At 71.7% G+C, this 25,681-nt stretch carries 25 protein-coding genes and 1 pseudogene; 16 read left to right on the forward strand and 10 right to left on the reverse strand.

The window, feature by feature from the left end:
* Window positions 1–245: pseudogene (locus tag ACZ3KJ_RS29845) on the forward strand (glucose-6-phosphate isomerase); the annotation flags it as partial.
* A 218-nt stretch (window positions 246–463) separates the two neighbouring features.
* Here the strand turns inward: ACZ3KJ_RS29845 and pgl are convergent.
* Genes pgl through tkt form a run of 5 tightly spaced genes read right to left on the reverse strand, consistent with a single transcriptional unit; the run spans window position 464 to window position 7,188 of the window.
* Window positions 464–1,246: a 6-phosphogluconolactonase gene (gene pgl / locus ACZ3KJ_RS29850; protein ID WP_467531517.1), complete on the reverse strand. Its 783-nt coding sequence runs from the start codon at window positions 1,244–1,246 to the stop codon at window positions 464–466.
* Window positions 1,243–2,409 (reverse strand): glucose-6-phosphate dehydrogenase assembly protein OpcA, encoded by a 1,167-nt coding sequence (opcA, locus tag ACZ3KJ_RS29855; protein WP_467531518.1) that lies wholly within the window; start codon window positions 2,407–2,409, stop codon window positions 1,243–1,245. Before opcA ends, pgl begins: the two co-directional genes overlap by 4 nt.
* Window positions 2,406–3,944 carry a glucose-6-phosphate dehydrogenase gene (zwf, locus tag ACZ3KJ_RS29860; protein WP_467531520.1) on the reverse strand — a complete coding sequence of 513 codons (1,539 nt, stop codon included), beginning with the start codon at window positions 3,942–3,944 and terminating at the stop codon, window positions 2,406–2,408. Before zwf ends, opcA begins: the two co-directional genes overlap by 4 nt.
* Before the next feature lie 4 nt (window positions 3,945–3,948).
* Window positions 3,949–5,067 carry a transaldolase gene (tal, locus tag ACZ3KJ_RS29865; RefSeq protein WP_467531522.1) on the reverse strand — a complete coding sequence of 373 codons (1,119 nt, stop codon included), beginning with the start codon at window positions 5,065–5,067 and terminating at the stop codon, window positions 3,949–3,951.
* 33 nt (window positions 5,068–5,100) lie between these two features.
* Window positions 5,101–7,188, reverse strand: a complete 2,088-nt coding sequence (gene tkt, locus ACZ3KJ_RS29870; RefSeq protein ID WP_467531524.1) for a transketolase — start codon at window positions 7,186–7,188, stop codon at window positions 5,101–5,103.
* Between the two features lie 592 nt (window positions 7,189–7,780).
* Between tkt and ACZ3KJ_RS29875 the strand changes: the two genes are divergently transcribed.
* The 3 genes from ACZ3KJ_RS29875 (at window position 7,781) to ACZ3KJ_RS29885 (ending at window position 10,368) form a co-directional block, all read left to right on the forward strand.
* Window positions 7,781–8,734, forward strand: a complete 954-nt coding sequence (locus ACZ3KJ_RS29875; RefSeq protein ID WP_467531712.1) for a heme o synthase — start codon at window positions 7,781–7,783, stop codon at window positions 8,732–8,734.
* Window positions 8,735–8,833: 99 nt separating this feature from the next.
* Window positions 8,834–9,166, forward strand: coding sequence for a hypothetical protein (locus tag ACZ3KJ_RS29880; RefSeq protein ID WP_385079145.1), 333 nt, complete (start codon window positions 8,834–8,836; stop codon window positions 9,164–9,166).
* 92 nt (window positions 9,167–9,258) lie between these two features.
* The gene (locus tag ACZ3KJ_RS29885; protein ID WP_467531526.1) at window positions 9,259–10,368 is read left to right on the forward strand and encodes an amidohydrolase family protein; all 1,110 of its coding nucleotides are present in this window, start codon (window positions 9,259–9,261) and stop codon (window positions 10,366–10,368) included.
* A 117-nt stretch (window positions 10,369–10,485) separates the two neighbouring features.
* Here ACZ3KJ_RS29885 and ACZ3KJ_RS29890 read toward each other — a convergent pair whose 3' ends face one another.
* The 3 genes from ACZ3KJ_RS29890 to ACZ3KJ_RS29900 form a co-directional block, all read right to left on the reverse strand.
* On the reverse strand, window positions 10,486–11,481 hold the full coding sequence (locus ACZ3KJ_RS29890; protein ID WP_467531528.1) for a COX15/CtaA family protein: 996 nt from the start codon (window positions 11,479–11,481) through the stop codon (window positions 10,486–10,488).
* Window positions 11,482–11,575: 94 nt separating this feature from the next.
* Window positions 11,576–12,292, reverse strand: a complete 717-nt coding sequence (locus ACZ3KJ_RS29895) for an ABC transporter permease (protein ID WP_467531713.1) — start codon at window positions 12,290–12,292, stop codon at window positions 11,576–11,578.
* A 50-nt stretch (window positions 12,293–12,342) separates the two neighbouring features.
* On the reverse strand, window positions 12,343–13,266 hold the full coding sequence (locus ACZ3KJ_RS29900) for an ABC transporter ATP-binding protein (RefSeq protein ID WP_467531530.1): 924 nt from the start codon (window positions 13,264–13,266) through the stop codon (window positions 12,343–12,345).
* A gap of 363 nt (window positions 13,267–13,629) precedes the next feature.
* Here ACZ3KJ_RS29900 and ACZ3KJ_RS29905 point away from each other — a divergent pair, with 363 nt between their 5' ends.
* The 10 genes from ACZ3KJ_RS29905 (at window position 13,630) to dapD (ending at window position 21,755) form a co-directional block, all read left to right on the forward strand.
* Complete coding sequence (locus ACZ3KJ_RS29905) at window positions 13,630–14,373, forward strand: helix-turn-helix transcriptional regulator (protein ID WP_467531532.1); 744 nt, start codon at window positions 13,630–13,632, stop codon at window positions 14,371–14,373.
* On the forward strand, window positions 14,370–15,791 hold the full coding sequence (gene sufB, locus ACZ3KJ_RS29910) for a Fe-S cluster assembly protein SufB (RefSeq protein WP_467531534.1): 1,422 nt from the start codon (window positions 14,370–14,372) through the stop codon (window positions 15,789–15,791). The genes ACZ3KJ_RS29905 and sufB overlap by 4 nt, the downstream gene beginning before the upstream one ends.
* Window positions 15,792–15,884: 93 nt before the next feature.
* The gene (gene sufD, locus ACZ3KJ_RS29915) at window positions 15,885–17,105 is read left to right on the forward strand and encodes a Fe-S cluster assembly protein SufD (RefSeq protein ID WP_467531535.1); all 1,221 of its coding nucleotides are present in this window, start codon (window positions 15,885–15,887) and stop codon (window positions 17,103–17,105) included.
* Window positions 17,102–17,422, forward strand: coding sequence for a non-heme iron oxygenase ferredoxin subunit (locus ACZ3KJ_RS29920; protein ID WP_250403840.1), 321 nt, complete (start codon window positions 17,102–17,104; stop codon window positions 17,420–17,422). The genes sufD and ACZ3KJ_RS29920 overlap by 4 nt, the downstream gene beginning before the upstream one ends.
* A 7-nt stretch (window positions 17,423–17,429) precedes the next feature.
* Window positions 17,430–18,194, forward strand: coding sequence for a Fe-S cluster assembly ATPase SufC (gene sufC, locus ACZ3KJ_RS29925; protein WP_467531537.1), 765 nt, complete (start codon window positions 17,430–17,432; stop codon window positions 18,192–18,194).
* The gene (locus ACZ3KJ_RS29930) at window positions 18,191–19,447 is read left to right on the forward strand and encodes a cysteine desulfurase (RefSeq protein WP_389524448.1); all 1,257 of its coding nucleotides are present in this window, start codon (window positions 18,191–18,193) and stop codon (window positions 19,445–19,447) included. Before sufC ends, ACZ3KJ_RS29930 begins: the two co-directional genes overlap by 4 nt.
* Before the next feature lie 16 nt (window positions 19,448–19,463).
* Window positions 19,464–19,928, forward strand: a complete 465-nt coding sequence (gene sufU / locus ACZ3KJ_RS29935) for a Fe-S cluster assembly sulfur transfer protein SufU (RefSeq protein WP_389524451.1) — start codon at window positions 19,464–19,466, stop codon at window positions 19,926–19,928.
* On the forward strand, window positions 19,925–20,257 hold the full coding sequence (locus tag ACZ3KJ_RS29940) for a metal-sulfur cluster assembly factor (RefSeq protein ID WP_004989638.1): 333 nt from the start codon (window positions 19,925–19,927) through the stop codon (window positions 20,255–20,257). Before sufU ends, ACZ3KJ_RS29940 begins: the two co-directional genes overlap by 4 nt.
* A gap of 98 nt (window positions 20,258–20,355) precedes the next feature.
* A complete protein-coding gene (locus tag ACZ3KJ_RS29945) occupies window positions 20,356–20,676 on the forward strand; it encodes a DMT family transporter (RefSeq protein WP_467531539.1) in 321 nt (106 codons plus the stop codon).
* A gap of 89 nt (window positions 20,677–20,765) precedes the next feature.
* Window positions 20,766–21,755, forward strand: a complete 990-nt coding sequence (dapD, locus tag ACZ3KJ_RS29950) for a 2,3,4,5-tetrahydropyridine-2,6-dicarboxylate N-succinyltransferase (protein WP_467531540.1) — start codon at window positions 20,766–20,768, stop codon at window positions 21,753–21,755.
* A gap of 58 nt (window positions 21,756–21,813) precedes the next feature.
* Here the strand turns inward: dapD and ACZ3KJ_RS29955 are convergent, their stop codons facing one another.
* On the reverse strand, window positions 21,814–22,320 hold the full coding sequence (locus tag ACZ3KJ_RS29955) for an HAD domain-containing protein (RefSeq protein WP_467531541.1): 507 nt from the start codon (window positions 22,318–22,320) through the stop codon (window positions 21,814–21,816).
* A 262-nt stretch (window positions 22,321–22,582) separates the two neighbouring features.
* Between ACZ3KJ_RS29955 and ACZ3KJ_RS29960 the strand changes: the two genes are divergently transcribed.
* Both ACZ3KJ_RS29960 and ACZ3KJ_RS29965 read left to right on the forward strand, forming a co-directional pair.
* Window positions 22,583–23,002: a phage holin family protein gene (locus ACZ3KJ_RS29960; protein WP_389524467.1), complete on the forward strand. Its 420-nt coding sequence runs from the start codon at window positions 22,583–22,585 to the stop codon at window positions 23,000–23,002.
* Window positions 22,999–23,628 (forward strand): DUF3618 domain-containing protein, encoded by a 630-nt coding sequence (locus tag ACZ3KJ_RS29965; RefSeq protein ID WP_467531543.1) that lies wholly within the window; start codon window positions 22,999–23,001, stop codon window positions 23,626–23,628. The genes ACZ3KJ_RS29960 and ACZ3KJ_RS29965 overlap by 4 nt, the downstream gene beginning before the upstream one ends.
* Window positions 23,629–23,781: 153 nt before the next feature.
* Here ACZ3KJ_RS29965 and ACZ3KJ_RS29970 read toward each other — a convergent pair whose 3' ends face one another.
* Window positions 23,782–25,605, reverse strand: coding sequence for an endonuclease/exonuclease/phosphatase family protein (locus ACZ3KJ_RS29970; RefSeq protein ID WP_467531545.1), 1,824 nt, complete (start codon window positions 25,603–25,605; stop codon window positions 23,782–23,784).
* Between the last annotated feature and the right edge of the window lie 76 nt (window positions 25,606–25,681).

Below are 25,681 nucleotides of genomic sequence, written 5' to 3' on the forward strand. Positions count from 1 at the left end.
CCGTCCTCGCCACCGAGCTGACCCCCTCGGTCCTCGGCCAGCTCGTCGCCCTCTACGAGCACAAGGTGTTCGTGCAGGGCGCCGTCTGGAACATCGACTCCTTCGACCAGTGGGGAGTGGAGCTGGGGAAGGTCCTCGCCAAGCGCGTCGAGCCCGCGCTGACCGAGGGCGCGGACGTGCCCGGCCTGGACCCCTCGACCCAGGCCCTGGTCGCCACGTACCGCGAGCTGCGCGGGCGTAGCTGAGCGGGACTCCGGCAGACTCCCCGGAGGTCCTGGAGACGATCGCCGGGGAGTGCGACGTGGCGCGTGCGCGGGGGAGCCGGACCGCCGGCGGCCTGACCGCCGGCTCCTTCCTCCTCGGCGTCCACTCCTTCGTCGAGGGCCGCGCCTCCGGTCCCCACAACGGGCGGAACCCGTACGGCGGTCGACCGTACGGGTTCCGGGAGAGGGGCGGGTTTCCGTCAGGGGGACGCCGGGGGATACAGCGCCTTCGGGAGCTGGGAGGCCGCCGCCGAGTCCAGGAGCCACAGGGTGCGGGACCGGCCGCGGGCTCCCGCCGCCGGGGCCTGGATCTCGCCCGCGCCGGACAGGGCGATGGCGACCGCCTGCGCCTTGTCCTCGCCGGCCGCGAGCAGCCACACCTCACGGGCCGCCCGGATCGCCGGGAGGGTGAGGGTGACGCGGTTCGGCGGGGGCTTCGGCGCGCCGCGCACGCCGACCACCGTGCGCTCGGTCTCCCGTACGGCGGGCAGCTCCGGGAAGAGCGAGGCCACATGGGTGTCCGGGCCGACGCCCAGCATCAGGACGTCGAAGGTGGGGACGGCGCCGTGGTTCTCGGGACCGGCCGCCCGGGCCAGTTCGTCGGCGTAGGCGGCCGCGGCCGCCTCCACGTCGGCGCCGTGGGGACCGTCGGACGCGGGCATGGCGTGCACGCGCTCGGGGTCCACCGGCACGGAGTCCAGCAGCGCCTTGCGGGCCTGTGTGACGTTGCGCTCCGGGTCGCCCTCGGGCAGGAAGCGCTCGTCACCCCACCACAGGTCGAGCCGGGCCCAGTCGACGGCGTCCCGGGCCGGAGCGGACGCCAGCGCGGCCAGCAGGCCGTTGCCGTTGCGGCCACCGGTGAGGACCACGGACGCGTGGCCCTGGGAGGCCTGCGCGTCCACGATCTTCGTGATCAGGCGGGCCGCGGCGGCCTGTGCCATCAGTTCCTTGTCGTGGTGCACGACGAGCTGAGGAACGCTCACTTCGCCGCCGCCCTCTTCGTCGGCGCCTTGCGGGCGGTCTTCTTCGCCGCCTGCTTGGCGGGCGCCTTCGCGGCCTCCTCGACGGGAGTCCCGACGGCGACCGGCTCGTCCGACGCCACCGGTTCTCCGCCCGAGGCGGCAGGCTCCCCATCCGAGGCGGCAGGCTCCTCGCCGGCGGAGGCGGGCTCGGCGGCCGGCGCCGCCGGCTCCTCGGCCACGGCGTCCGGCGCGGACGCTCCCGCGTTCAGCCGTTCCACCCCGAACCGCAGCGTGGCGGCGTAGGTGTCGTCCGGGTCGAGCCGGCGCAGTTCCTCCGCGATCAGCTCGGCCGTGTCCCGGCGCTTGAGCGCCACCGCACGGTCCGGCTGGCCCTCGATGGACAGCGTGGCCAGCGAGCCGTCGGCCCGGTCCAGCGCGATCGGGCCGCAGTCGGTGGCCATGCGCACCGCCGTGAGGCCCGGCCCGCCGGACAGCGAGCGCTGGACGGGGACGCCCAGCCGGTCACCGAGCCACATCGCGAGCAGCTCGCAGCTCGGGTTGAACTCCTCGCCCTCCACCTCGACCGCCTCCACCGTGCAGGTGACCTGGTCCAGGGCCGCGGCCAGCATCGAGCGCCAGGGCGTGATGCGGGTCCACGACAGGTCGGTGTCGCCCGGGGTGTAGCGCTCGGCGCGGGCCACCAGGTCCCGTACCGGCTGCTCGGCGGCGTAGGTGTCGGTGACACGGCGCTGGGCCAGTGCGCCGAGGGGGTCCTGGGCCGGGTCGAGGGGCGCGTTCACCGGCCACCAGACGACGACGGGCGCGTCGGGCAGCAGCAGGGGCAGCACCACCGACTGCGCGTGGTCGGCCACCTCGCCGTACAGCCGCAGCACGACCGTCTCGCCGGTGCCCGCGTCGGCACCCACCCGCACCTCGGCGTCGAGCCGGGACTTCGTGCGGTCGCGGGGCGAGCGGGAGACCCGCTTGATGACCACCAGTGTGCGCGAGGGGTGTTCGCGCGAGGCGTCGTTGGCGGCCTTGAGCGCGTCGTAGGCGTTCTCCTCGTCCGTGACGATGACCAGCGTGAGCACCATGCCCACGGCCGGTGTGCCGATCGCCCGGCGGCCCTTCACCAGCGCCTTGTTGATCTTGCTGGCCGTGGTGTCCGTGAGGTCTATCTTCATGGCCGGCGCCAGCTCCGTCCGTCTCGTTCGAGCATCTCGTCCGCCTCGACGGGTCCCCAGGTGCCGGCCTGGTACTGGGCCGGCGTGCCGTTGGCGTCCCAGTACTCCTCGATCGGGTCGAGGATCTTCCAGGACAGCTCGACCTCCTCCGTGCGCGGGAAGAGGTTGGAGTCGCCGAGGAGCACGTCGAGGATCAGCCGCTCGTACGCCTCGGGCGAGGACTCGGTGAACGACTCGCCGTAGGCGAAGTCCATCGACACGTCCCGGATCTCCATCGAGGTGCCCGGCACCTTGGAGCCGAAGCGGACGGTGACGCCCTCGTCGGGCTGGACGCGGATGACGATCGCGTTCGACCCGAGTTCCTCGGTGGCCGTCGTGTCGAACGGGGAGTGCGGCGCCCGCTGGAAGACGACCGCGATCTCGGTGACCCGGCGGCCCAGGCGCTTGCCGGTGCGCAGGTAGAACGGGACGCCCGCCCAGCGGCGGTTGTCGACGTTCAGCTTGATCGCGGCGTAGGTGTCGGTCTTCGACTTGGCGTCGATGCCCTCCTCCTGGAGGTAGCCGATGACCTTCTCGCCGCCCTGCCAGCCGGCCGCGTACTGGCCGCGCACGGTGTCCGCACCGAGGTCCCTGGGCAGCTTGACCGCGCCGAGCACCTTGGTCTTCTCCGCGGCGAGCGCGTCCGCGTCGAAGGAGGCGGGCTCCTCCATCGCGGTGAGCGCCATCAGCTGGAGCAGGTGGTTCTGGATGACGTCACGGGCGGCGCCGATGCCGTCGTAGTACCCTGCCCGGCCGCCGATGCCGATGTCCTCGGCCATGGTGATCTGCACGTGGTCCACGAAGGACCGGTTCCAGATCGGTTCGAACATCGTGTTGGCGAAGCGCAGCGCCAGGATGTTCTGGACGGTCTCCTTGCCCAGGTAGTGGTCGATGCGGAAGACCTGGTCCGGGGCGAAGACCTCGTGCACGATCGCGTTGAGCTCCTCGGCCGACTCCAGGTCGTGGCCGAACGGCTTCTCGATGACCGCGCGCCGCCAGGAACCGTCCTTCTGGTCGGCGAGGCCGTGCTTCTTCAGCTGCTGGATGACCACCGGGAAGGACCGCGGCGGCACGGACAGGTAGAAGGCGAAGTTGCCTCCCGTGCCCTGCGCCTTGTCGAGCTCCTCGATGGTGGCGCGCAGCCGCTCGAAGGCGTCGTCGTCGTCGAAGGTGCCCTGCACGAAGCGCATGCCCTGGATGAGCTGCTGCCAGACCTCCTCGCGGAACGGCGTGCGGGCGTGCGCCTTGACGGCGTCGTGCACCTCGGCCGCGAAGTCCTCGTGCTCCCACTCGCGGCGGGCGAAGCCCACCAGGGAGAAGCCCGGCGGCAGCAGACCCCGGTTGGCGAGGTCGTACACGGCCGGCATCAGCTTCTTGCGGGAGAGGTCCCCCGTGACGCCGAAGATGACCAGGCCCGACGGCCCCGCGATGCGCGGGAGCCGTCGGTCCGCGGGGTCACGGAGCGGGTTCGCCCCGGAACCGGAATGAGGGGACAAATCCTCAGCCCTCCGAAGGGGCGAGGCGCTCCAGCTCCGCCTCGGTCGACTTGAGCAGGTCGTTCCAGGACGCCTCGAACTTGTCGACGCCCTCGTCCTCGAGCAGCTGCACGACCTCGTCGTAGGAGATGCCGAGCTTCTCCACCGCGTCGAGGTCGGCGCGGGCCTGCTCGTAGGTGCCGGCGATGGTGTTGCCGGTGATCTCGCCGTGGTCCTCGGTGGCGGCCAGCGTCGCCTCCGGCATGGTGTTCACCGTGTTCGGCGCCACCAGCTCGTCCACGTACAGCGTGTCCTTGTACGCCGGGTCCTTCACGCCGGTGGAGGCCCACAGCGGGCGCTGCTTGTTGGCGCCCGCCTGCTCCAGCGCGCTCCAGCGGTCGGAGGCGAAGACCTCCTCGTAGGCCTGGTAGGCGAGCCGGGCGTTGGCGACGCCGGCCTTGCCGCGGGCGGCCTTGGCCTCGTCGGTGCCGAGCGCGTCGAGGCGCTTGTCGATCTCGGTGTCCACGCGGGACACGAAGAAGGACGCCACGGAGTGGATCTTCGACAGGTCCAGGCCGCGCTCCTTGGCCTTCTCCAGGCCGGCCAGGTAGGCGTCCATGACCTGGCGGTAGCGCTCCAGGGAGAAGATCAGCGTGACGTTGACGCTGATGCCGAGGCCGATGACCTCGGTGATGGCCGGCAGGCCGCCCAGGGTCGCCGGGATCTTGATCAGCGTGTTGGGCCGGTCGACCAGCCAGGCCAGCTGCTTGGCCTCGGCGACGGTCGGCTGGGTGTGGTGGGCCAGGCGCGGGTCGACCTCGATCGACACCCGGCCGTCCTGGCCGCCGGTGGCGTCGAAGACCGGGCGCAGGATGTCGGCGGCGTCGCGGACGTCCGCCGTCGTGATCATGCGGATGGCCTCTTCGACGGTGACCTTGCGGGCGGCGAGGTCCGACAGCTGCTGGTCGTAGCCGTCGCCCTGGGAGATCGCCTTCTGGAAGATCGACGGGTTGGTGGTGACGCCCACGACGTGCTGCTGGTCGATCAGCTCGGCGAGGTTGCCGGACGTGATCCGCTTGCGCGACAGGTCGTCCAGCCAGATCGCGACGCCTTCCTCGGAGAGGCGCTTGAGTGCGTCTGTCATGGAATTACATCTCCTACAGGTCGTGTGTGAGCGTCAGCGCTGGGCGGCCGCGAGCGATTCCCGGGCCTGGGCGGCCACGTTCTCGGCGGTGAAGCCGTACTCGCGGAAGAGGACCTTGCCGTCGGCCGAGGCACCGAAGTGCTCCAGGGAGACGATGCGGCCGGCGTCCCCGGTGTACTTGTGCCAGGTCAGTCCGATGCCCGCCTCGACGGCGACACGGGCCTTCACGGACGGCGGCAGCACGCTGTCCCGGTACCCCTGGTCCTGCTCCTCGAACCACTCCACGGACGGCATCGACACGACCCGCGTCGGCACCCCGTCGGCCTCCAGCCGCTCGCGCGCCTCGACGGCGACGTGCACCTCGGAGCCGGTCGCGATCAGGACCACCTCGGGGGTCCCGGTGGACGCCTCGAACAGCACGTACCCGCCGCGCGCGGCGTCCTCGTTCGGCTCGTAGACCGGCACGCCCTGGCGGGTCAGCGCGAGGCCGTGCGGGGCGCCCTTGCCGAACTCCTTGGTCCAGCGGCGCAGGATCTCGCGCCAGGCGATGGCGGTCTCGTTGGCGTCGGCCGGGCGGACCACGTTCAGGCCCGGGATGGCGCGCAGGGAGGCCAGGTGCTCCACCGGCTGGTGGGTCGGGCCGTCCTCGCCGAGGCCGATGGAGTCGTGCGTCCACACGTACGTCACCGGCAGGTGCATCAGCGCCGACAGGCGCACGGCGTTGCGCATGTAGTCGGAGAACACCAGGAAGGTGCCGCCGTAGATGCGGGTGTTGCCGTGCAGGGCGATGCCGTTCATCTCCGCGGCCATGGAGTGCTCGCGGATGCCGTAGTGGACCGTGCGGCCGTACGGGTTCGCCTCGGGCAGCGGGTTGCCGGCCGGGAGGAACGACGACGTCTTGTCGATCGTGGTGTTGTTGGAGCCCGCGAGGTCGGCGGAGCCGCCCCACAGCTCGGGGATGACCGCGCCGAGCGCCTGGAGGACCTTGCCGGAGGCGGCGCGGGTGGCGACGGCCTTGCCGGGCTCGAAGACCGGGAGCTTCTCCTCCCAGCCGGCCGGCAGCTCGCCCGCGGCGATCCGCTCGAAGTCGGCGGCGCGCTCGGGGTTGTTGTCGCGCCACTGCTGGAAGGACTTCTCCCAGACCGCGCGGGCCGCCTGGCCGCGCTCCAGGGCCTTGCGGGTGTGGGTGATGACCTCGTCGGTGACCTCGAAGGTCCGCTCCGGGTCGAAGCCCAGGACGCGCTTGGTGGCGGCGACCTCGTCGTCGCCCAGGGCGGAGCCGTGGGCGGCCTCGGTGTTCTGCGCGTTCGGGGCAGGCCAGGCGATGATGGAGCGCATCGCGATGAACGACGGCCGGTCGGTGACCGCCTTGGCGGCCTCGATCGCGTCGTAGAGGGCGTGCGGGTCGAGGTCGCCGTCCGGCTTCGGCGCGACGCGCTGGACGTGCCAGCCGTAGGCCTCGTAGCGCTTGACGGTGTCCTCGGAGACGGCCGTCTCGGTGTCGCCCTCGATCGAGATGTGGTTGTCGTCCCACAGCAGGACCAGGTTGCCGAGCTTCTGGTGGCCGGCGAGGGACGACGCCTCGGCGGAGATGCCCTCCTGGAGGCAGCCGTCACCGGCGATGCAGTAGATGAAGTGGTCGAACGGGGACTCGCCCTCGGCGGCCTCCGGGTCGAACAGACCGCGCTCGTAGCGGGCGGCCATCGCCATGCCGACGGCGTTGGCGACACCCTGGCCCAGCGGGCCGGTCGTCGTCTCCACACCCGTGGTGTGCCCGTACTCCGGGTGGCCCGGGGTCTTGGAGCCCCAGGTGCGGAACGACTTCAGGTCGTCCAGCTCCAGGCCGAAACCGGCCAGGTACAGCTGGGTGTAGAGGGTCAGGGACGAGTGGCCCGCGGACAGCACGAAACGGTCGCGGCCGACCCAGTCGGCGTCCGCCGGGTCGTGCCGCATCACCTTCTGGAAGAGCGTGTACGCGGCCGGCGCCAGGCTCATCGCCGTACCGGGATGGCCGTTGCCGACCTTCTGTACGGCATCGGCGGCCAGGACACGCGCGGTGTCGACGGCCCGCTGGTCCAACTCGGTCCACTCGAGGTCTGTGGTGGTCGGCTTGGTGCTCACCCTGGGTCAGGGCTCCTCTCCACATGTCGAATACCGGCTGCTTCGGGCGCGCGCCCACCGGCTGCCGGTGCACTGGGTGCCCACCGGCCGCTGTCGAGCCTACCCCCGTGAGGACGTGCGTTTTTTCGAGTCATTCAAGACTGCCGGGCCGCATCGCGATCCGCCTCCCGACCGGCCGGAACCGCATTCGGCACATGAATACGGAGCCGCTCATCTGACTGCTCAATCGAGCTTCCGGGCGACCGATGAGCGGGCCGGTCGCGCGCCCCCGCGGACACCCGGCGCACACGCTCGGTGACACCCCCGTCCGAGGTGCCGGCGGACCTCCGGACGGACGGCCCGCGGCCCCCGCGTACGCGGTCCCGGCGCACCCCCGGCCGGCCCCGCCGTACCCCCGGGCGGCCCCGGGGATCCCCGCGACCCCGCTCCGGGCGGCCCCGGGGACCCCTGTGACCACACCCCCGGGTGGCCTCTCCCAACACGACCCCACCCCCGCGAAGAGCGGGGTATGGGCAACGTCTACAGTGGCGTGGTACGCGCGAGCTTTACCGGGACTTCACACGGGGGGCTTGCTGGGATGTCTCTGTCAGGGGTGTGCGTGACGGCCGTTGAATCCCGTCCAGCGGGGGTTATCGGGACGAGCCAGAGCCCGAGTCGGCGGCCGGTCGGGGCCCGGGTCAAGGCGTTCGTGGCGCTGACCAAGCCACGGATCATCGAGCTGCTGCTGATCACCACCGTTCCGGTGATGTTCCTGGCGCAGCGGGGTGTGCCGGACCTGAAGCTGGTCCTGCTCACCTCCATCGGCGGCTACCTGTCCGCGGGCGGCGCCAACGCGCTCAACATGTACATCGACCGTGACATCGACGCGCTCATGGACCGCACCTCCCAGCGTCCGCTGGTGACCGGCATGGTCAGCCCGCGCGAGTGCCTCGCCTTCGGCATCACCCTCGCGGTCGTCTCGACGCTCCTGTTCGGCCTCACCGTCAACTGGCTGTCCGCCTGGCTCGCCCTCGGGGCGCTCCTCTTCTACGTCGTCGTCTACACGATGCTCCTCAAGCGCCGTACCTCGCAGAACATCGTGTGGGGCGGCATCGCGGGCTGCATGCCGGTGCTGATCGGCTGGTCGTCCGTGACGAACTCGCTGTCGTGGGCCCCGGTCGTCCTCTTCGCGGTCATCTTCTTCTGGACCCCGCCGCACTACTGGCCGCTGTCCATGAAGGTGAAGGAGGACTACGCGCGCGTGGGCGTGCCGATGCTGCCGGTCATCGCCTCCAACAAGGTGGTCGCCCGGCAGATCGTGATCTACAGCTGGGTCATGGTCGGCGTGTCGCTGCTGCTCACCCCGCTCGGCTACACCGGCTGGTTCTACACGGCGGTCGCGCTCGCGGCCGGCGGCTGGTGGCTGTGGGAGGCGCACGCCCTGCAGAACCGCGCCCGGGCGCAGGCCACGGGCGCGAAGCTGAAGGAGATGCGTCTCTTCCACTGGTCCATCACCTACGTCTCGCTGCTGTTCGTGGCGGTGGCGGTCGACCCGTTCCTGCACTGACCCCTCGAAAGCATGTACGGCCGGACGGCCGGGGCGCGTGGCCAAGGCCACCCACCCCGGCCGTCGCCGTTCGGTCTACCCGTCGGTAGCATCCTGGCCATGGCAGACACCAAGCAGGTTGAGGCGAAGGACGGCCGCGAGGTCGCCCGGCTCGCCAAGCGGATCGGCGCCTTCTCCACGGCGCACGGCGGGGCCGAGGGCCAGATCGCCTACCTCGGGGAGCGCGGCGCCCGGATCGTGCTGGTCGGCGAGGACGGCGGCTGGGGCGACCTGGTGGCGACCTCGGTCGAGACCGCCCGCAAGGCCGTCGAGAAGGCCGGGATCACCGTGCACGAGACGTTCGACGGCGAGTTCGCGGCCAAGGTGCGCACCGGGCCGTACGAGTGGACGCGCATGGCCGGGATCCAGATCGGCGGCCCGTCCAACACCTGAGCACCCTCCGGCCAACACCTGACGCCGGGTTCACCCGTTAGGCCGTGTGAGGAGCACGCCGAACACACGGTCCAGCCGTCGGGGAGTCCCGGATGATCGAAACGCCGTCCCTGGTGGACCAGTACTGCCACGGCGTCCTGAGAACGGAGCTGGGCCTCGGCACCTTCGAGGCCCAGCTGGCGCGCACCGCGGGCCCGCCCGCCCCGGGCACCACCCTCTTCGACACCCAGACGGGCTTCGCGGTACGCCGCTGGTGTCCCCCGCTCCTCGGCCTGGAGCCGCACTGCCCGCCCGCCCGCTACCTCGCCCGGCGTCGTGAGATCGGCGTACTGGAGGCGGGCCGCCGGCTGCTGCGCGGCAGCGGCATCACGACCTACCTGGTCGACACCGGGCTGCCCGGCGACCTCACGGGCCCCGACGAGATCGCCTCCGCGGGCGCCGCGCAGGCCCGCGAGATCGTGCGCCTGGAACTCCTCGCCGAGCAGGTGGCCGACACCTCCGGCAGCGTCGAGTCCTTCCTCGCCAACCTCGCCGAGGCCGTGCACGCCGCCGCCGCGCACGCCGTCGCCTTCACCTCCGTGGCCGGCGTCCGGCACGGCCTGGCGCTCGCGCCGGAGCCGCCCGGGGCGGGGGAGGTGCGGGGCGCGGCGGGACGCTGGCTGGCCGCACGCCGGGTCGGCGGGGAGCTGAGCGACCCGGTGCTGCTGCGGCACCTGCTGTGGATCGCCGTCGCCTCGGGGCTGCCGCTGCAACTGCACGCGGGGCTCGGCGCGCCGGGCCTGCGCGTCGACCGCACCGACCCCGTCCTCCTGACGGACTTCGTCCGTGCGACGGCCGGACTGGGCACGGACCTGGTGCTGCTGCACGGCTACCCCTACCACCGCCACGCCGCCCACCTCGCCGGCGTCTTCCCGCACGTCTACGCCGACTCCGGCGCGGCGCTCGTGCGCACCGGTGCCCGCGCGGCGGCGATCCTGGCCGAGACCCTGGAACTGGCGCCCTTCGGGAAGATCCTCTTCTCCACGGGCGCCCAGGGCCTGCCCGAACTGCACGTGGTCGGCGCCCGGCTCTTCCGCGAGGCCCTCGGCCGGGTGCTGGGCACCTGGGTCGCGGAGGGCTCCTGGTCGCCGGCGGACGCGCACCGGGTCGCGGGGCTGGTGGCGGCGGGGAACGCGCGGCGGGTGTATGCGCTGGGCGACTGAAGAACAGTCCGATCGCCGAGACGGCAGGCGTGTGCCGCCTGCGGGGACGGTCCGTACCGGACGGACCCGATCACGCCTCGGGCGCGTTCGTCCCGCCTCGCGCGGCGCACGCTCCCGTCAGCCCGAAGCGGGCTCCAGCCGGTCTCCGGGGGCGTCAGCCGGAATGTCAGGGCCGGTGTGCGAGCGTTCGCGCAACGACAGGAGCACCCGCACCACCCAGATCCACATCATGGCGGAGCCCAGCATGTGGAGGCCCACCAGGGCTTCGGGAAGGTCCGTGAAGTACTGGATGTAGCCCACCGCACCCTGGCACAGCAGGATGACGAACAGCTCGCGGGTGCGATGCAGCGTGGCCTTCGGAGCGTCGACCGCCTTGAGGACGAACCACAGGGCGAACGTCAGCGACACCACGATCCAGGCCAGCACGGCGTGCATCTTGGTGACCGTCTCCCAGTCGACCGGCATCCGCGCGACCTCGCTGGAGTCGCCCGCGTGCGGGCCCGCGCCGGTGACGACCGTGCCGACCAGGATCAGCAGCACCGAGGCCGCCACCAGGAACCACACCAGCTGCCGCACCGCCCCGCCGACCAGCGGGCGGGGTGCCGCGTCGCCCTCCCCGGCGCGGTGCCACATCACGGTGGCGATCGCGATCAGGGCCGACGTCGCCACGAAGTGCGCGGCGACGGTGTACGGGTTGAGGCCGACGAGGACCACGATCCCGCCCAGGACCGCGTTGCTCATCACGACCCAGAACTGCGCCCAGCCCAGCCGGGTCAGACCGCGCCGGCGCGGCTTCCGCGCGCGGGCGGCGACGATCGCCCAGCCGACCGCGGCGCACAGCACGTAGGTGAGCATGCGGTTGCCGAACTCGATGGCGCCGTGCAGGCCCATCTCGCTGGTCGCGGTGAGGGAGTCGGCGGTGCACTTGGGCCAGGTCGGGCAGCCGAGCCCGGACCCGGTGAGCCGCACGGCACCGCCGGTGACCACGATGATCACCGACATCACGAGCGCGGCGAGGGCCGCTCGCCGGACCGTCCGGGGGGCGGGGGTCCAGCGTTCGGCGATGAAGGCGAGGGGGTTGCGGACGGCCGCTGCGGCGTCTGCACGGGTCACGTTCGGCACGCCTCCATCGTAGGGGGCCGCTTGTGCACGCGTTCACGAGGGGCCCCGGTGGTGTTCGGAGCGGGCCGCTCCGCCGCGGGGCGGGCTACTCCCAGCGGAAGAACCGCCCGGCGGCCGCCAGGCCCGCCACCGCCCACACCGCCAGCACACCGAGGTCGCCCCACGGCATGCCGGCCCCGTGCTGGAGCACGTCGCGCAGTCCGCCGGAGAGGGCGGAGATGGGCAGCAGGCCCAGGACGTCCTGCGCGGCCGGCGGGAACTTGTCCAGCGGCACGACGACCCCGCCCCCGACCAGGAGCAGCAGGAAGACCAGGTTGGCGGCGGCCAGCGTCGCCTCCGCCCGCAGCGTGCCCGCCATCAGCAGGCCGAGCCCGGAGAAGGCGCCCGTGCCCAGCACCAGCAGGAGCAGCACGGCGAACGGGTTGCCGTGCGGGGACCAGCCCAGCGCGAAGGCGATCACCGTCAGCAGGGCGACCTGGAGGACCTCCGTGCCCAGCACGGACAGCGTCTTCGCGGTCATCAGGCCCCAGCGGGGCAGCGGGGAGGACGCCAGCCGCTTCAGCACGCCGTACCGGCGTTCGAAGCCGGTGGCGATCGCCTGGCCGGTGAACGCGGTCGACATCACGGCGAGCGCGAGGATGCCGGGGGCGAGGAAGTCCACCGCCTCGCCCTCGCCCGTGTCGACGATGTCCACCGAGCTGAACAGCACCAGCAGCAGGGTCGGGATCACGACGGTGAGCAGCAACTGCTCGCCGTTGCGCAGGAGCATCTTCGTCTCCAGCGCCGCCTGGGCGGCGATCATGCGCGGGAGAGGGGCCGCCCCGGGGGCGGGGGTGTAGGTGCCGGCGGTGGTCACGAGCGCAGCTCCTTGCCTGTGAGCTCCAAGAACACGTCCTCCAGGGTGTGCCGCTCCACCGAGATCCGGTCCGGCAGCACGCCGTGCTGCGCACACCACGAGGTCACGGTCGCCAGCAGCTGCGGGTCGATCTTGCCGGTCACCCGGTACGAGCCCGGCGTCGGCTCGGCGGCGGTGGAGTCCGCGGGCAGGGCCTTGAGCAGCGAGCCGACGTCCAGTCCGGGGCGGCCGGTGAAGCGGAGCGTGTTCTCGGCGCCGCCGCGGCACAGCTCGTCGGGGGAGCCCTGGGCGATGACCCGGCCGGCGTCGATGATCGCGACGTCGTCGGCGAGCTGCTCGGCCTCGTCCATGTAGTGGGTGGTCAGGATGACCGAGACGCCGTCGGCGCGCAGGTCGCGGACCAGGTCCCAGGTGGCGCGGCGGGCCTGCGGGTCGAGGCCGGCGGTCGGCTCGTCCAGGAACACCAGCTCCGGGCGGCCGACCACGGCCATCGCCAGCGCGAGCCGCTGCTGCTGTCCGCCGGACAGCCGCCGGTAGGCGGTCCGGCCGCAGCCGCCGAGGCCGAGCCGCTCGACGAGGGCGTCCACGTCCAGCGGGCGGGCGTGCAGCCGGGCCACGTGCCGGAGCATCTCGTCGGCCCGCGCGCCCGAGTACACACCCCCCGACTGGAGCATCACGCCGATCCGGGGCCGCAGCGCGCGGGCCTGTCCCACCGGGTCGAGCCCGAGGACGCGCACGGTGCCGGAGTCCGGCGCGCGGTACCCCTCGCAGGTCTCGATCGTCGTCGTCTTGCCGGCGCCGTTCGGGCCGAGGACGGCGGTGACACCGGGCCGGGCCGTGAGGTCCAGGCCGTCCACCGCGGTCTTCGTGCCGTACCGCTTCACCAGGGCCCGTACCTCGACGACAGGCTCAGTTCGCATGGCCCCAGAGTCTAGGTTCGCGGGCGGGCGCCCGGACGGGCGGGTGCCCGCTCCCCTTCCCGCGGGGCCGGGGCGCCGGGCGCCCCGCACGGACGCAGGTGATTTCTCCCTTTTTCATCCTGCCTGTGCCGAGCCGTGCGGAGAGGGTGCCGCGGGTGGCAAGTGGGCCGGTCGGAGGGGGTGTGGGCGGGGTCCGGGAGGGCCTTCGCGGAGGTGCTCGGGGAGGGGTGGGGCAGGTGCGGGTTTGATCGATCAAAGATCGTTTCCGCAGGTCAGATTAGGTATACCTAAGTGACGCAGGGCACCGTCCACCCGTCCGGACGCGGCTTGCCTGGCTCCGATGAATTACGCAACAATGGCGTTGTGAAAAACGTCGGCGAGGCTCGGGAGACCCCCACGGGGGCCCCTCAGGAGGAGCTAGCGACCGGTGAGCGCTCCACGCGCAACCGGGTCGCGCGGTCCATCCTGGACCACGGGCCGTCGACCGTCGCCGAGCTGGCCGGACGGCTGGGACTCACCCAGGCGGCCGTACGCCGGCACCTCGACGCGCTGGCCGCCGACGACGTCGTGGAGGCCCGTGAGCAGCGGGTGTACGGAGCGCGGACCCGCGGACGCCCCGCCAAGGTCTTCGCCCTCACCGACTGCGGCCGGGACGCCTTCGACCAGTCGTACGACAAGCTCGCCGCGGACGCGCTGCGGTGGATCCAGCAGCGGTTCGGCGGGGACGAGGCCGTCGTCGCCTTCGCGCGCGCGAGGATCGCCGAGCAGGCCGCCGCCTACCGCGAGGCGGTCGAGGCCGCCGCGCCCGAGGAGCGCACCGAAGCGCTGGCCAAGGCCCTGAGCGTGGACGGGTACGCTGCTACGGCGCGCAGCGCGCCCCTCCCGCAAAAGGGCGAGCAGTTGTGCCAGCACCACTGCCCGGTGGCCCACGTCGCGGAGCAGTTCCCGCAGCTGTGCGAGGCGGAGACCGAGATCTTCTCCCAGTTGCTCGGAACACATGTCCAGCGGCTGGCGACCATCGCGCACGGCGACGGCGTCTGCACGACGTTCATCCCCAAGATTTCCCACAACGCATCTGCAAGCACGGCCGGGAGGAACCCCGCATGACTCTCCCCACGGAGACTGCCCACCCCGAACTCGAGGGCCTGGGCAAGTACGAATACGGCTGGGCCGACTCCGACGTGGCCGGCGCCTCTGCGAAGCGCGGTCTGAACGAGGACGTCGTCAAGGACATCTCGGCGAAGAAGTCCGAGCCGGAGTGGATGACGAAGCTCCGCCTCAAGGGTCTGCGGCTCTTCGAGAAGAAGCCCATGCCCACCTGGGGCTCGGACCTGTCGGGCATCGACTTCGACAACATCAAGTACTTCGTGCGCTCCACCGAGAAGCAGGCGGAGTCCTGGGAGGACCTGCCCGAGGACATCAAGAACACGTACGACAAGCTCGGCATCCCGGAGGCGGAGAAGCAGCGCCTCGTCGCCGGTGTCGCCGCCCAGTACGAGTCCGAGGTCGTCTACCACCAGATCCGCGAGGACCTGGAGGAGCAGGGCGTCATCTTCCTCGACACCGACACCGCCCTCAAGGAGCACCCGGAGCTCTTCAAGGAGTACTTCGGGACCGTCATCCCGGTCGGTGACAACAAGTTCGCCTCGCTGAACACCGCCGTGTGGTCGGGCGGCTCCTTCATCTACGTGCCGCCGGGCGTGCACGTCGAGATCCCGCTCCAGGCCTACTTCCGTATCAACACGGAGAACATGGGCCAGTTCGAGCGGACCCTGATCATCGTCGACGAGGGTGCCTACGTGCACTACGTCGAGGGTTGCACGGCCCCGATCTACAAGTCGGACTCGCTGCACAGCGCCGTGGTCGAGATCATCGTCAAGAAGAACGCCCGCTGCCGCTACACGACCATCCAGAACTGGTCGAACAACGTCTACAACCTGGTCACCAAGCGCGCCGTCGCCTACGAGGGCGCGACCATGGAGTGGATCGACGGCAACATCGGCTCCAAGGTGACGATGAAGTACCCGGCCGTCTACCTGATGGGCGAGCACGCCAAGGGCGAGACCCTCTCCATCGCCTTCGCGGGCGAGGGGCAGCACCAGGACGCCGGCTCCAAGATGGTCCACATGGCGCCGAACACCTCCTCCAACATCGTCTCCAAGTCGGTGGCGCGCGGCGGCGGCCGTACCTCCTACCGGGGTCTCGTCGAGATCGGCGAGGGCGCGGCCGGATCCAAGTCGAACGTGCTGTGCGACGCGCTGCTCGTCGACACCATCTCCCGCTCCGACACCTACCCCTACGTGGACGTCCGCGAGGACGACGTGTCCATGGGGCACGAGGCGACCGTCTCCAAGGTCTCCGAGGACCAGCTCTTCTACCTGATGAGCCGTGGTCTGAGCGAGTTCGAGGCGATGGCGATGATCGTGCGCGGCTTCGTCGAGCCCATCGCCAAGGAGCTGCCGATGGAGTACGCGCTGGAGCTCAACCGGCTGATCGAGCTGCAGATGGAGGGCGCGGTCGGCTGACGACCGCACAGCCCTTCCGGCAGCACCGGCCCGCCCCCTCCGGGCGGGCCGAGGATCACCCACTGACGTAGGAAAGAGAGCACAACGACAGCCATGGCTGAGGCCCAGAACTCCCCCACCTCCGGCTCCGCTCCGGCGGGGGGAACCCCACCCGTGGGGTCCACCACCGCCGGCGCGATCGCGGTCGCCGCGGAGTCGACCGTCGTCTCGCGCATGAGCGCCCCCCCGTCCTTCGACGTGGCGGACTTCCCCGTCCCGCACGGCCGTGAGGAGGAGTGGCGGTTCACCCCGCTGGAGCGCCTGCGCGGTCTGCACGACGGCACCGCCGTCGCCTCCGGCGAAGGCGTGAAGGTCACGGTCGAGGCCCCCGAGGGCGTCACCGTCGAGACCGTCGGCCGCGACGACGCCCGCCTCGGCCGGGCCGGCACGCCCGTCGACCGGATCGCGGCGCAGGCCTACTCCGCCTTCGAGCAGGCCGGCGTGGTCACCGTCCCCAAGGAGACGGTGCTCACCGAGCCGGTCCGCATCGCCGTGCACGGCGAGGGCGGCACCGCCTTCGGCCACCAGATCATCGAGCTGGGCGCCTTCGCCGAGGCCGTCGTCGTCATCGACCACACCGGTGACGCCGTGCTCGCCGCCAACGTCGACTACATCCTGGGCGACGGCGCCAAGCTGACCGTCGTCTCGGTCCAGGACTGGGACGACAAGGCCGTCCACGTCGCCCAGCACAACGCCCTCATCGGCCGCGACGCCTCCTTCAAGTCCGTCGTCGTCACCTTCGGCGGCGACGTCGTCCGCCTGCACCCGCGCGTCGAGTACGCCGGCACCGGCGGCTCGGCCGAGCTCTTCGGCCTGTACTTCACCGACGCCGGCCAGCACCAGGAGCACCGCCTCCTGGTCACCCACAACACCCCGCACTGCACCTCGAACGTCGTCTACAAGGGCGCGCTCCAGGGCGAGGACGCGCACGCGGTGTGGATCGGCGACGTGCTGATCGAGGCCAAGGCCGAGGGCACCGACACGTACGAGATGAACCGCAACCTGGTCCTCACGGACGGCGCGCGCGTCGACTCGGTCCCCAACCTGGAGATCGAGACGGGCGAGATCGTCGGCGCGGGCCACGCCTCCGCCACCGGCCGCTTCGACGACGAGCAGCTCTTCTACCTGATGGCCCGCGGCATCCCGGAGCACGACGCCCGCCGCCTCGTGGTCCGCGGCTTCTTCGCCGAGCTGGTCCAGCAGATCGGTGTCCAGGACATCGAGGAGCGCCTCATCGCCAAGATCGAAGAGGAGCTGGAGGCGTCGGTCGCATGACGTCGTTCGTACGCGCCTGTGGGCTGAGCGAGCTGGAGGAGGACACCCCCAAACGGGTGGAACTCGACGGCACGCCGGTCTCGGTCGTCCGTACCGAGGGGGAGGTGTTCGCCATCCACGACATCTGCTCCCACGCGAACGTCTCGCTCTCCGAGGGCGAGGTGGAGGACTGCCAGATCGAGTGCTGGCTGCACGGCTCCGCGTTCGACCTCCGCACCGGCAAGCCGTCCGGCCTCCCCGCGACGCGCCCCGTCCCCGTATACCCCGTAAAGATCGAAGGGGACGACGTGCTCGTCTCCCTCACCCAGGAGTCCTGAGGCACCCATGGCAACGCTTGAAATCCGAGACCTGCACGTCACCGTCGAGGCAGACAACGCCACGAAGGAGATCCTCAAGGGCGTCGACCTCACCGTGAAGCAGGGCGAGACGCACGCCATCATGGGCCCCAACGGCTCCGGCAAGTCGACCCTCGCCTACTCGCTCGCGGGTCACCCGAAGTACACGATCACCGGCGGCACCGTCACCCTCGACGGCGAGGACGTCCTGGAGATGTCCGTCGACGAGCGCGCCCGCGCCGGCCTGTTCCTGGCGATGCAGTACCCCGTCGAGGTCCCCGGCGTCTCGGTCTCCAACTTCCTGCGCACCTCCGCCACCGCCATCCGCGGCGAGGCCCCCAAGCTGCGCACCTGGGTCAAGGAGGTCAAGGAGGCCATGGAGCGCCTCAACATGGACCCCTCCTTCGCCGAGCGCAACGTCAACGAGGGCTTCTCCGGCGGTGAGAAGAAGCGCCACGAGATCCTCCAGCTGGAGCTGCTCAAGCCGAAGGTCGCGATCCTCGACGAGACCGACTCCGGTCTCGACGTCGACGCCCTGCGCATCGTCTCCGAGGGCGTCAACCGCGTCCGCGAGACCGGCGAGGTCGGCACCCTGCTGATCACGCACTACACGCGCATCCTGCGCTACATCAAGCCCGACCACGTGCACGTCTTCTCCGGCGGCCGGATCGTCGAGTCCGGCGGTGCCGAGCTCGCCGACAAGCTGGAGAACGAGGGCTACGAGGCCTACTCGAAGGGTGGCGCATCCGCGTGACACAGTTGCCGGGCCTCCTCGACACCGAGGCGATCCGCAAGGACTTCCCGATCCTGGACCGTCTGGTCCACGGCGACCGGAAGCTCGTGTACCTGGACAACGCGGCGACCTCGCAGAAGCCGCGCCAGGTGCTGGACGCCCTGAGCGAGTACTACGAGCGGTACAACGCCAACGTCCACCGCGGTGTGCATGTGCTCGCCGAGGAGGCCACGGCGCTGTACGAGGGCGCGCGCGACAAGGTCGCCGCGTTCGTCAACGCGCCCAGCCGCGACGAGGTGATCTTCACCAAGAACGCCTCGGAGTCGCTGAACCTCGTGGCGAACATGCTGGGCTGGGCCGACGAGCCCTACCGCGTGGACTCCGAGACCGAGATCGTCATCACGGAGATGGAGCACCACTCCAACATCGTGCCGTGGCAGCTGCTGTCGCAGCGCACGGGCGCGAAGCTGAAGTGGTTCGGCCTGACCGACGACGGCCGGCTCGACCTGTCGAACATCGACGAGGTCATCACCGAGAAGACGAAGATCGTCTCCTTCGTGCTGGTGTCGAACATCCTCGGCACCGTCAACCCGGTCGAGGCGATAGTCCGCCGCGCGCAGGAGGTCGGGGCCCTGGTCCTGATCGACGCGTCGCAGGCGGCGCCGCACATGCCCCTCGACGTGCAGGCCCTCCAGGCCGACTTCGTGGCCTTCACCGGTCACAAGATGTGCGGCCCGACGGGCATCGGCGTCCTCTGGGGCCGCCAGGAACTCCTGGAGGACCTGCCCCCGTTCCTCGGCGGCGGCGAGATGATCGAGACGGTGTCGATGCACTCCTCGACCTACGCCCCCGCGCCGCACAAGTTCGAGGCGGGCACGCCGCCGATCGCGCAGGCGGTCGGCCTGGGCGCGGCGATCGACTACCTGTCCTCCATCGGCATGGACAAGATCCTCGCGCACGAGCACGCGATCACCGAGTACGCGGTGCGGCGGCTGGCGGAGGTCCCGGACCTGCGCATCATCGGCCCCACCACGGCCGAGGACCGCGGCGCCGCGATCTCCTTCACGCTGGGTGACATCCACCCGCACGACGTGGGCCAGGTGCTGGACGAGCAGGGCATCGCGGTCCGGGTGGGCCACCACTGCGCCCGCCCCGTGTGCCTGCGCTACGGAATTCCGGCGACCACGCGAGCGTCGTTCTATCTGTACTCCACGCCCGCCGAGATCGACGCGCTGGTCGAGGGGCTGGAGCACGTACGGAACTTCTTCGGCTGACGGGACGAGCGATCGCATGAAGCTGGACTCCATGTACCAGGAAGTCATCCTGGACCACTACAAGCACCCGCACGGGCGGGGCTTGCGGGATGGCGACGCCGAGGTGCACCACGTCAACCCGACGTGCGGCGACGAGATCACCCTCCGTGTCAAGTACGACGGGACCACGGTCGAGGACGTCTCGTACGAGGGCCAGGGCTGTTCCATCAGCCAGGCCTCGGCCTCCGTACTGAACGACCTGCTCGTCGGCAAGGACCTGTCCGAGGCGCAGCGCATCCAGGAGACGTTCCTGGAGCTGATGCAGTCCAAGGGCAGGATCGAGCCGGACGACGCGATGGAGGAGGTGCTGGAGGACGCCGTCGCGTTCGCCGGTGTCTCCAAGTACCCCGCCCGGGTCAAGTGCGCCCTCCTGAGCTGGATGGCGTGGAAGGACGCGACGGCCCAGGCGCTGGGCGCCGACGCCGAAAGGAAGACGGCATGAGCGAGACCGTGGAGATGAAGCCGGCCTCGGAGGAGGAACTCCGCGAGGCCCTGATGGACGTCGTCGACCCCGAACTGGGCATCGACGTCGTCAACCTCGGCCTGATCTACGGCATCCACGTCGACGACTCCAATGTGGCGACCGTCGACATGACCCTGACCTCCGCGGCGTGCCCGCTGACGGACGTCATCGAGGACCAGGCCAAGTCCGCCACGGACGGTCTGGTCAGCGAACTGCGGATCAACTGGGTCTGGATGCCGCCGTGGGGCCCCGACAAGATCACGGACGACGGGCGCGAGCAGCTCCGGGCGCTCGGCTTCAACGTCTGAGGCCGCCCGACCGGCCGCGCGGGAGCGGCGGCACCCGGCCCGGGTGCCGCCGCTCCCGGCTGTCCGGGGCGCGCGGCGCGTTGAGTACGCTCCCGCGCATGGGATACGTGACGCTCGCCGGAGCCATCGCCGCCGAGGTGGCCGCGACGACCGCCATGAAGTACAGCCACGGTTTCACCCGCCTGTGGCCCTCCCTGGTGACGGCCCTCGGGTACGTCGTCTCCTTCTCCCTGCTCTCCCAGACCCTGAAGAGCGTCGGCATCGGCACGGCGTACGCCATATGGTCCGGCGTCGGCACCGCGGCGATGGCCGTCCTCGGGCTGCTGCTCTTCGGCGAGGCCCTCACCCTCACCAAGGCCGCCGGGATCCTGCTGATCGTCGCGGGAGTGGTGGTGCTGAACGTCGGCGGCGCCCACTGAGGCCGCGGGCCGCCGGCCCCCCCGCCCGCCACCTGAGACGCCGCCCGGCTGGTTGGCCTCCACGGCCTCCCGCCGGTTAGGTTGCCCTCATGACCGACACGACTGCTCCTCGCACCACCGGCGCCGCGGCCGCCGGCCTCGCCACCATCGCCGCCGACGGCACGGTTCTCGACACCTGGTTCCCCGCGCCCGAGCTCGTCACCGAGCCCGGCCCGTCCGGCACCGAGCGCCTGTCCGCCGAGAAGGCCGTGGAGCTGCTCGGTGAGGGCGCCGCCAAGGCGATCGGCCCGGACGCCCGCCGGGGCGTCGAGGTGGTCGCGGTCCGCACGGTCATCGCCTCGCTCGACGACAAGCCGATCGACACGCACGACACCTACCTGCGTCTGCACCTGCTCTCCCACCGCCTGGTCGAGCCGCACGGCCAGAGCCTGGACGGCATCTTCGGCCTGCTCGCCAACGTCGCCTGGACCTCCCTCGGCCCGGTCGCGGTCGAGGACCTCGAGAAGGTCCGCCTGAACGCGCGCGCCGAGGGCCTGCACCTCCAGGTGACGTCGGTCGACAAGTTCCCGCGCATGACGGACTACGTGGCGCCCAAGGGCGTCCGCATCGCCGACGCCGACCGGGTCCGCCTCGGCGCGCACCTCGCCGCGGGCACGACCGTCATGCACGAGGGCTTCGTCAACTTCAACGCCGGCACCCTCGGCACGTCGATGGTGGAGGGCCGTATCTCCGCCGGTGTCGTGGTCGGCGACGGCTCGGACATCGGCGGCGGCGCGTCCACCATGGGCACCCTGTCGGGCGGCGGCAACGTCCGGATCACCATCGGCGAGCGCTGCCTGGTCGGCGCCGAGGCGGGCGTCGGCATCGCCCTCGGCGACGAGTGCGTGGTCGAGGCCGGCCTGTACGTCACCGCGGGCACCCGGGTGACGATGCCCGACGGCGAGATCGTCAAGGCCCGCGAGCTCTCCGGCGCCTCAAACATCCTCTTCCGCCGCAACTCGGTCACCGGCACGGTCGAGGCCCGCCCGAACAACGCGGTGTGGGGCGGACTGAACGAGGTCCTGCACAGCCACAACTGACCTGACCCGCCCGCCCGAAGCGCCCTCCCGCCCGCCGGGAGGGCGCTTCGTCGTGAGGTCAGGGCGCGGCCAGGCCCGCGGCGAACCGGCCCAGCGCCTCGAAGTCCTCCGCGCGCAGCCCGACCCGGGGATCCACGTGGTGCAGCAGGGCCGGTGCGGGGTGGTGGCGTGCGACGTACGCCGCGTCGGCGGCCGACTGCTCGTCGTCCACCCAGGCGAAGGGGCGCCCCGCGGCGTGGGCGACGAGCGCCTCCGTCTTCCAGTGCACCCCGTCGGGCCGCTCGGCGAACAGCCCGCGCCCGAAGTCGATGTACGGCAGCTCGGGCAGGCCGACGACCGGGGCGATCCAGCGGTTGGCCTCGCCCATCCACGTGGTCGCCCAGCACAGCTCGTAGGGCAGCGCCAGCAGGGCGGCCCCGTGCCCGGGGTGGAGCCATACCCGCAGGGGGCGGCCGGGCCGCACGGTGGCCCTGATCGTCGTGTAGCCCTGCGGCCGGCGCTCCGGCTGGGCCGCGTACGGGTTGAGCGGTCCGTCGACGTCGAGGTAGAGCAACGGCCGGCGCATGAGGCCACCGTAGGCCGGACGGCGCAGCCGCGCCCGGACTTACGGCATGGACTCGGTCGTGAACCGTTCGCAGGCCTCCCGCAGGGTGCCGAGCGCCTCCGGGACCGCCTCGCGCGAGGGGGCCCGGACCGGGCCGGCCGGCGCTTCGGCGTGATGGCGGGCGAGGGCGAGGGCGAGGGCGCGGTGCGGCGGGGCGCCGCAGGGGTAGTGGCGGGCTGTCGGGGTACCCGGGTGTCTCCGAACCGAGAGGAGGCGGAACACCGTGACCGGGACCATGGACACCCGGCCCGTCCACGACGGGCACCGCACGGTCGGCGAACTCGTCGGCCAGGCCAGCGAGCAGCTCTCCCGGCTCGTACGGCAGGAGATCGCCCTCGCCAAGGAGGAACTGACCGAGAAGGGCCGTCGCGCCGGCCGCGGCGGGGGCCTGCTGGGGGCGGCGGGCGCGTTCGCCTACGCCGGCCTGCTCGCCCTCGCCGGCACGGGCGTCGCCGCCCTCTCGCTGGCGCTGCCCGTGTGGGCCGCGGCGCTCATCGTCACGGCGGTGCTGTTCGTGATCGCCGCCGTCCTGGCCGCGACCGGCCGCGGCCAGCTGCGCCGGGCGACGCCCCCCACCCCCGAGGAGGCTCTCGGCAGCGTCAGGGCCGATGTCGAGGAGATCAGGGAAAGGGCGCACCGATGACGGACAGGACAGGGGCGGACGGCACGGCGGCCGGCGCGGACGGCGCCGCGGAGCTGCGCCGGCAGATAGCGCAGACCAGGAGCCAGCTGGGGCACACCGTGGAGGAACTGGCGGCGAAGACGGACATCCGCGGCCGGGCCCGGGCCCGGGCGGCCGATCTGCGCGACCGCGCCGGCGCCATGACGGTCCAGCTCCGCAGCACGGCGGCCCAGGCGGGCCACGCCGTCCAGGACAGGGCGAAGGGAACCGGCCACGCCCTCCAGGGGAAGGCGAAGGGGACCGGCCACGCGCTCCAGGACCGGGCGAAGGAAACCGGTCACGTGCTCCAGGACCGGGCGAAGGGCGCGGGGCACACCGTCCAGGACCGGGCGCGGGAGTCCGGTCACGCGCTCCAGGACCGGGCGCGGGAGACCGGACATGCCCTCCAGGACCGGGCGAAGGAAACCGGTCACGCGCTCCAGGACCGGAGCGTGCACGCCGGGCAGACCGTGGAACAGCGCGTCCCCGAGCGGCTGCGCCCGCCGGTGCGGTTCGTGGCGCGGCACCCGGGGTCGGTCGTGCTCGTGGCGGCGGGCGCGACGCTCGTCGCGGCGGGCGTGCTGGCGTGGCGCGGCGCCCGTCACTGACGGACCGTCACCGGCCCGCTCCCGGACGCCGTCGGGCGCCGGAGGGGCGACGGGCGGGCCCGGCATCCGTGGGGCGGATGCCGGGCCCCCGTCCGCGGCGGGGCCGGGCCGGACGCCGGTCCGGTCCGGCCCCGCGCGTTCACCGTTCCCCGGTCACGGCCTGAAGCGCAGCACCTGCGGGTCGTGGTCGCTGATCTGGTCGTTGAACTCGGCGTTGAGGTGCACGCTGTCGTACTCGAAGGAGCCGCGCCGGATCGACGGGCTGACCAGGATCTGGTCGAGGACCTGGCTGTTGCCCTGGTAGACGTACGAGTACCGCTCGCTCTTCGGCAGGGACTTGACGGCCGACCACAGCGCGCCGTCGTCCTCAAGGATCCGGGCCGTGCCGGAGAACTCGAAGTCGTTGATGTCGCCGAGGGCGACGACGTCCGCGTTCTTCTGGACGGCGAGGACGTCCTTGACGAAGGAGTTGACGAGCGCCGCCTGCTGCTGGCGCTGGGTCTCGGAGCTGCGCACCACCGGCTGGTACTGCGCGGTCAGACCCTGGTCGCCGCCCTTGGAGTTGAAGTGGTTGGCGATCACGAAGACCGTCCGGCCGCGGAAGACGAACTCGCCGACCAGCGGCTTGCGGCTGGAGTCCCAGGCGGTGTCCGCCGGGGCGATGCGGCCGGGGGAGACCGTCAGCGCGGCCTTGCCCCGCTCCTCCGTGACGCCGACGGCGGTCGTGGCGTCCCCGCCCGCGCGGTCGGTGAAGGACACCCGCTCCGGGTCGAACAGGAACACCTGGCGGATGTTGCCGCCGGGCTCGCCGCCGTCGGTGCCGTCCGTCGGGTCGACCGAGCGCCAGTCGTACCGCGGGCCGCCCGCGGCGACGATCGCGTCGATCAGCTTGCCCACCGTCAGGTCGGCGGCGACCGTGCCGTCGTCCGTGGCGCCGTTGTTGTCCTGGATCTCCTCCAGGGACACGATGTCGGGCGACCGCAGGTTGTTCACGATCGCGGAGGCGTGCTCCTCGAACGTGGCGTCGGACGGGTCGAGGTTCTCGACGTTGTACGTCGCGACCGCGAGCTCGCCGCTCTTCTGCTTGGCCGTCGTCTCGCGCTCCAGGCCGGCGCTGACCAGCGTGCCGATCCCGTTGGCGACGAGGGTGTAACCGCCGTACTGGTTGTAGTCCAGCGGGCCGGCGGTGGTGCCGGTGAGGGTGTCGCCGACGTTCGCCACCGGGAAGTCGGCGACCGCGCCGAGCGACTGGATCTGGAGCCGGCCGGTGTTCTGGGAGTCGTAGGAGCCGTAGAGCGTGCCGCCGCGGCGGGTGCGGTTCTCGCCCGGCTTCACCGTGACCCACAGCTCGGTGTACGGGTCGGTGGCGCCGACCACGCGGACGTCGGCCACCTGGACGTTCATGCCCTCCAGGGACTCGTAGTAGTCCAGGGCGTACGTGTCGGGCCGCAGGGTGAGGCCGTTGACGGAGTTGTTCGCGGCCGGGTCGCCCGCCGGGGCGTACGCCGCCGGGACCGACCGCGCGCTCACGACGGTCGCGGCGGGGACCGTGTTGCCGCTGGAGACGACGGTCACGGTCGGGCGGACGATCTCCGTCAGCGCCTGGTTGCCGGACGAGGTGCCGCCCGGCACGTACTCCGAGACCGTGCCGGTGACGGTGACCGCGTCACCGACGGCGACCTTCGGGGTGGAGCTGGTGAAGACGAAGACGCCCTCACTGGTGGCCGGGTCGGCGTCCGGGTCCGGGTCCTGGATCCAGAAGCCTCTGGAGGAGCCGTAGGTGCGCACGCCGGTGACGATTCCGGTCACGTCCGTGACCTGTTGGCCGGCGTACGGCGAGACGCGTGTGGTGCCCTGGATGTCGTGGATGCGCACGGAGTCGGCCTGCGCGGGCGCGGCGACGACGACGGTGGACGCCGCGGAGCACACGGCGGCGACGGTGAGCGCGGCGAGCCGCGCGGAAGACCTGCTGGGCAACGGGTTCCCTCCGGGGACGTACGAGAGCGCCGGGACGAGGGTGCTGCATGGGGCGCGGCGACGCGCGGACACAGAC

The sequence above is a fragment of the Streptomyces sp. NPDC003248 genome (assembly GCF_055563235.1).

Coding starts and splice junctions, on each gene's coding strand:
- opcA (WP_467531518.1), bottom strand. CDS start 2,409: ATGAAGATAGACCTCACGGACACCACGGCCAGCAAGATCAACAAGGCG.
- tal (WP_467531522.1), bottom strand. CDS start 5,067: ATGACAGACGCACTCAAGCGCCTCTCCGAGGAAGGCGTCGCGATCTGG.
- sufU (WP_389524451.1), top strand. CDS start 19,464: ATGAAGCTGGACTCCATGTACCAGGAAGTCATCCTGGACCACTACAAG.
- sufB (WP_467531534.1), top strand. CDS start 14,370: ATGACTCTCCCCACGGAGACTGCCCACCCCGAACTCGAGGGCCTGGGC.
- ACZ3KJ_RS29895 (WP_467531713.1), bottom strand. CDS start 12,292: ATGATCGCCGCCCAGGCGGCGCTGGAGACGAAGATGCTCCTGCGCAAC.
- ACZ3KJ_RS29880 (WP_385079145.1), top strand. CDS start 8,834: ATGGCAGACACCAAGCAGGTTGAGGCGAAGGACGGCCGCGAGGTCGCC.
- ACZ3KJ_RS29920 (WP_250403840.1), top strand. CDS start 17,102: ATGACGTCGTTCGTACGCGCCTGTGGGCTGAGCGAGCTGGAGGAGGAC.
- ACZ3KJ_RS29900 (WP_467531530.1), bottom strand. CDS start 13,266: ATGCGAACTGAGCCTGTCGTCGAGGTACGGGCCCTGGTGAAGCGGTAC.
- ACZ3KJ_RS29885 (WP_467531526.1), top strand. CDS start 9,259: ATGATCGAAACGCCGTCCCTGGTGGACCAGTACTGCCACGGCGTCCTG.
- ACZ3KJ_RS29945 (WP_467531539.1), top strand. CDS start 20,356: ATGGGATACGTGACGCTCGCCGGAGCCATCGCCGCCGAGGTGGCCGCG.
- dapD (WP_467531540.1), top strand. CDS start 20,766: ATGACCGACACGACTGCTCCTCGCACCACCGGCGCCGCGGCCGCCGGC.
- ACZ3KJ_RS29965 (WP_467531543.1), top strand. CDS start 22,999: ATGACGGACAGGACAGGGGCGGACGGCACGGCGGCCGGCGCGGACGGC.
- sufC (WP_467531537.1), top strand. CDS start 17,430: ATGGCAACGCTTGAAATCCGAGACCTGCACGTCACCGTCGAGGCAGAC.
- sufD (WP_467531535.1), top strand. CDS start 15,885: ATGGCTGAGGCCCAGAACTCCCCCACCTCCGGCTCCGCTCCGGCGGGG.
- ACZ3KJ_RS29940 (WP_004989638.1), top strand. CDS start 19,925: ATGAGCGAGACCGTGGAGATGAAGCCGGCCTCGGAGGAGGAACTCCGC.
- ACZ3KJ_RS29955 (WP_467531541.1), bottom strand. CDS start 22,320: ATGCGCCGGCCGTTGCTCTACCTCGACGTCGACGGACCGCTCAACCCG.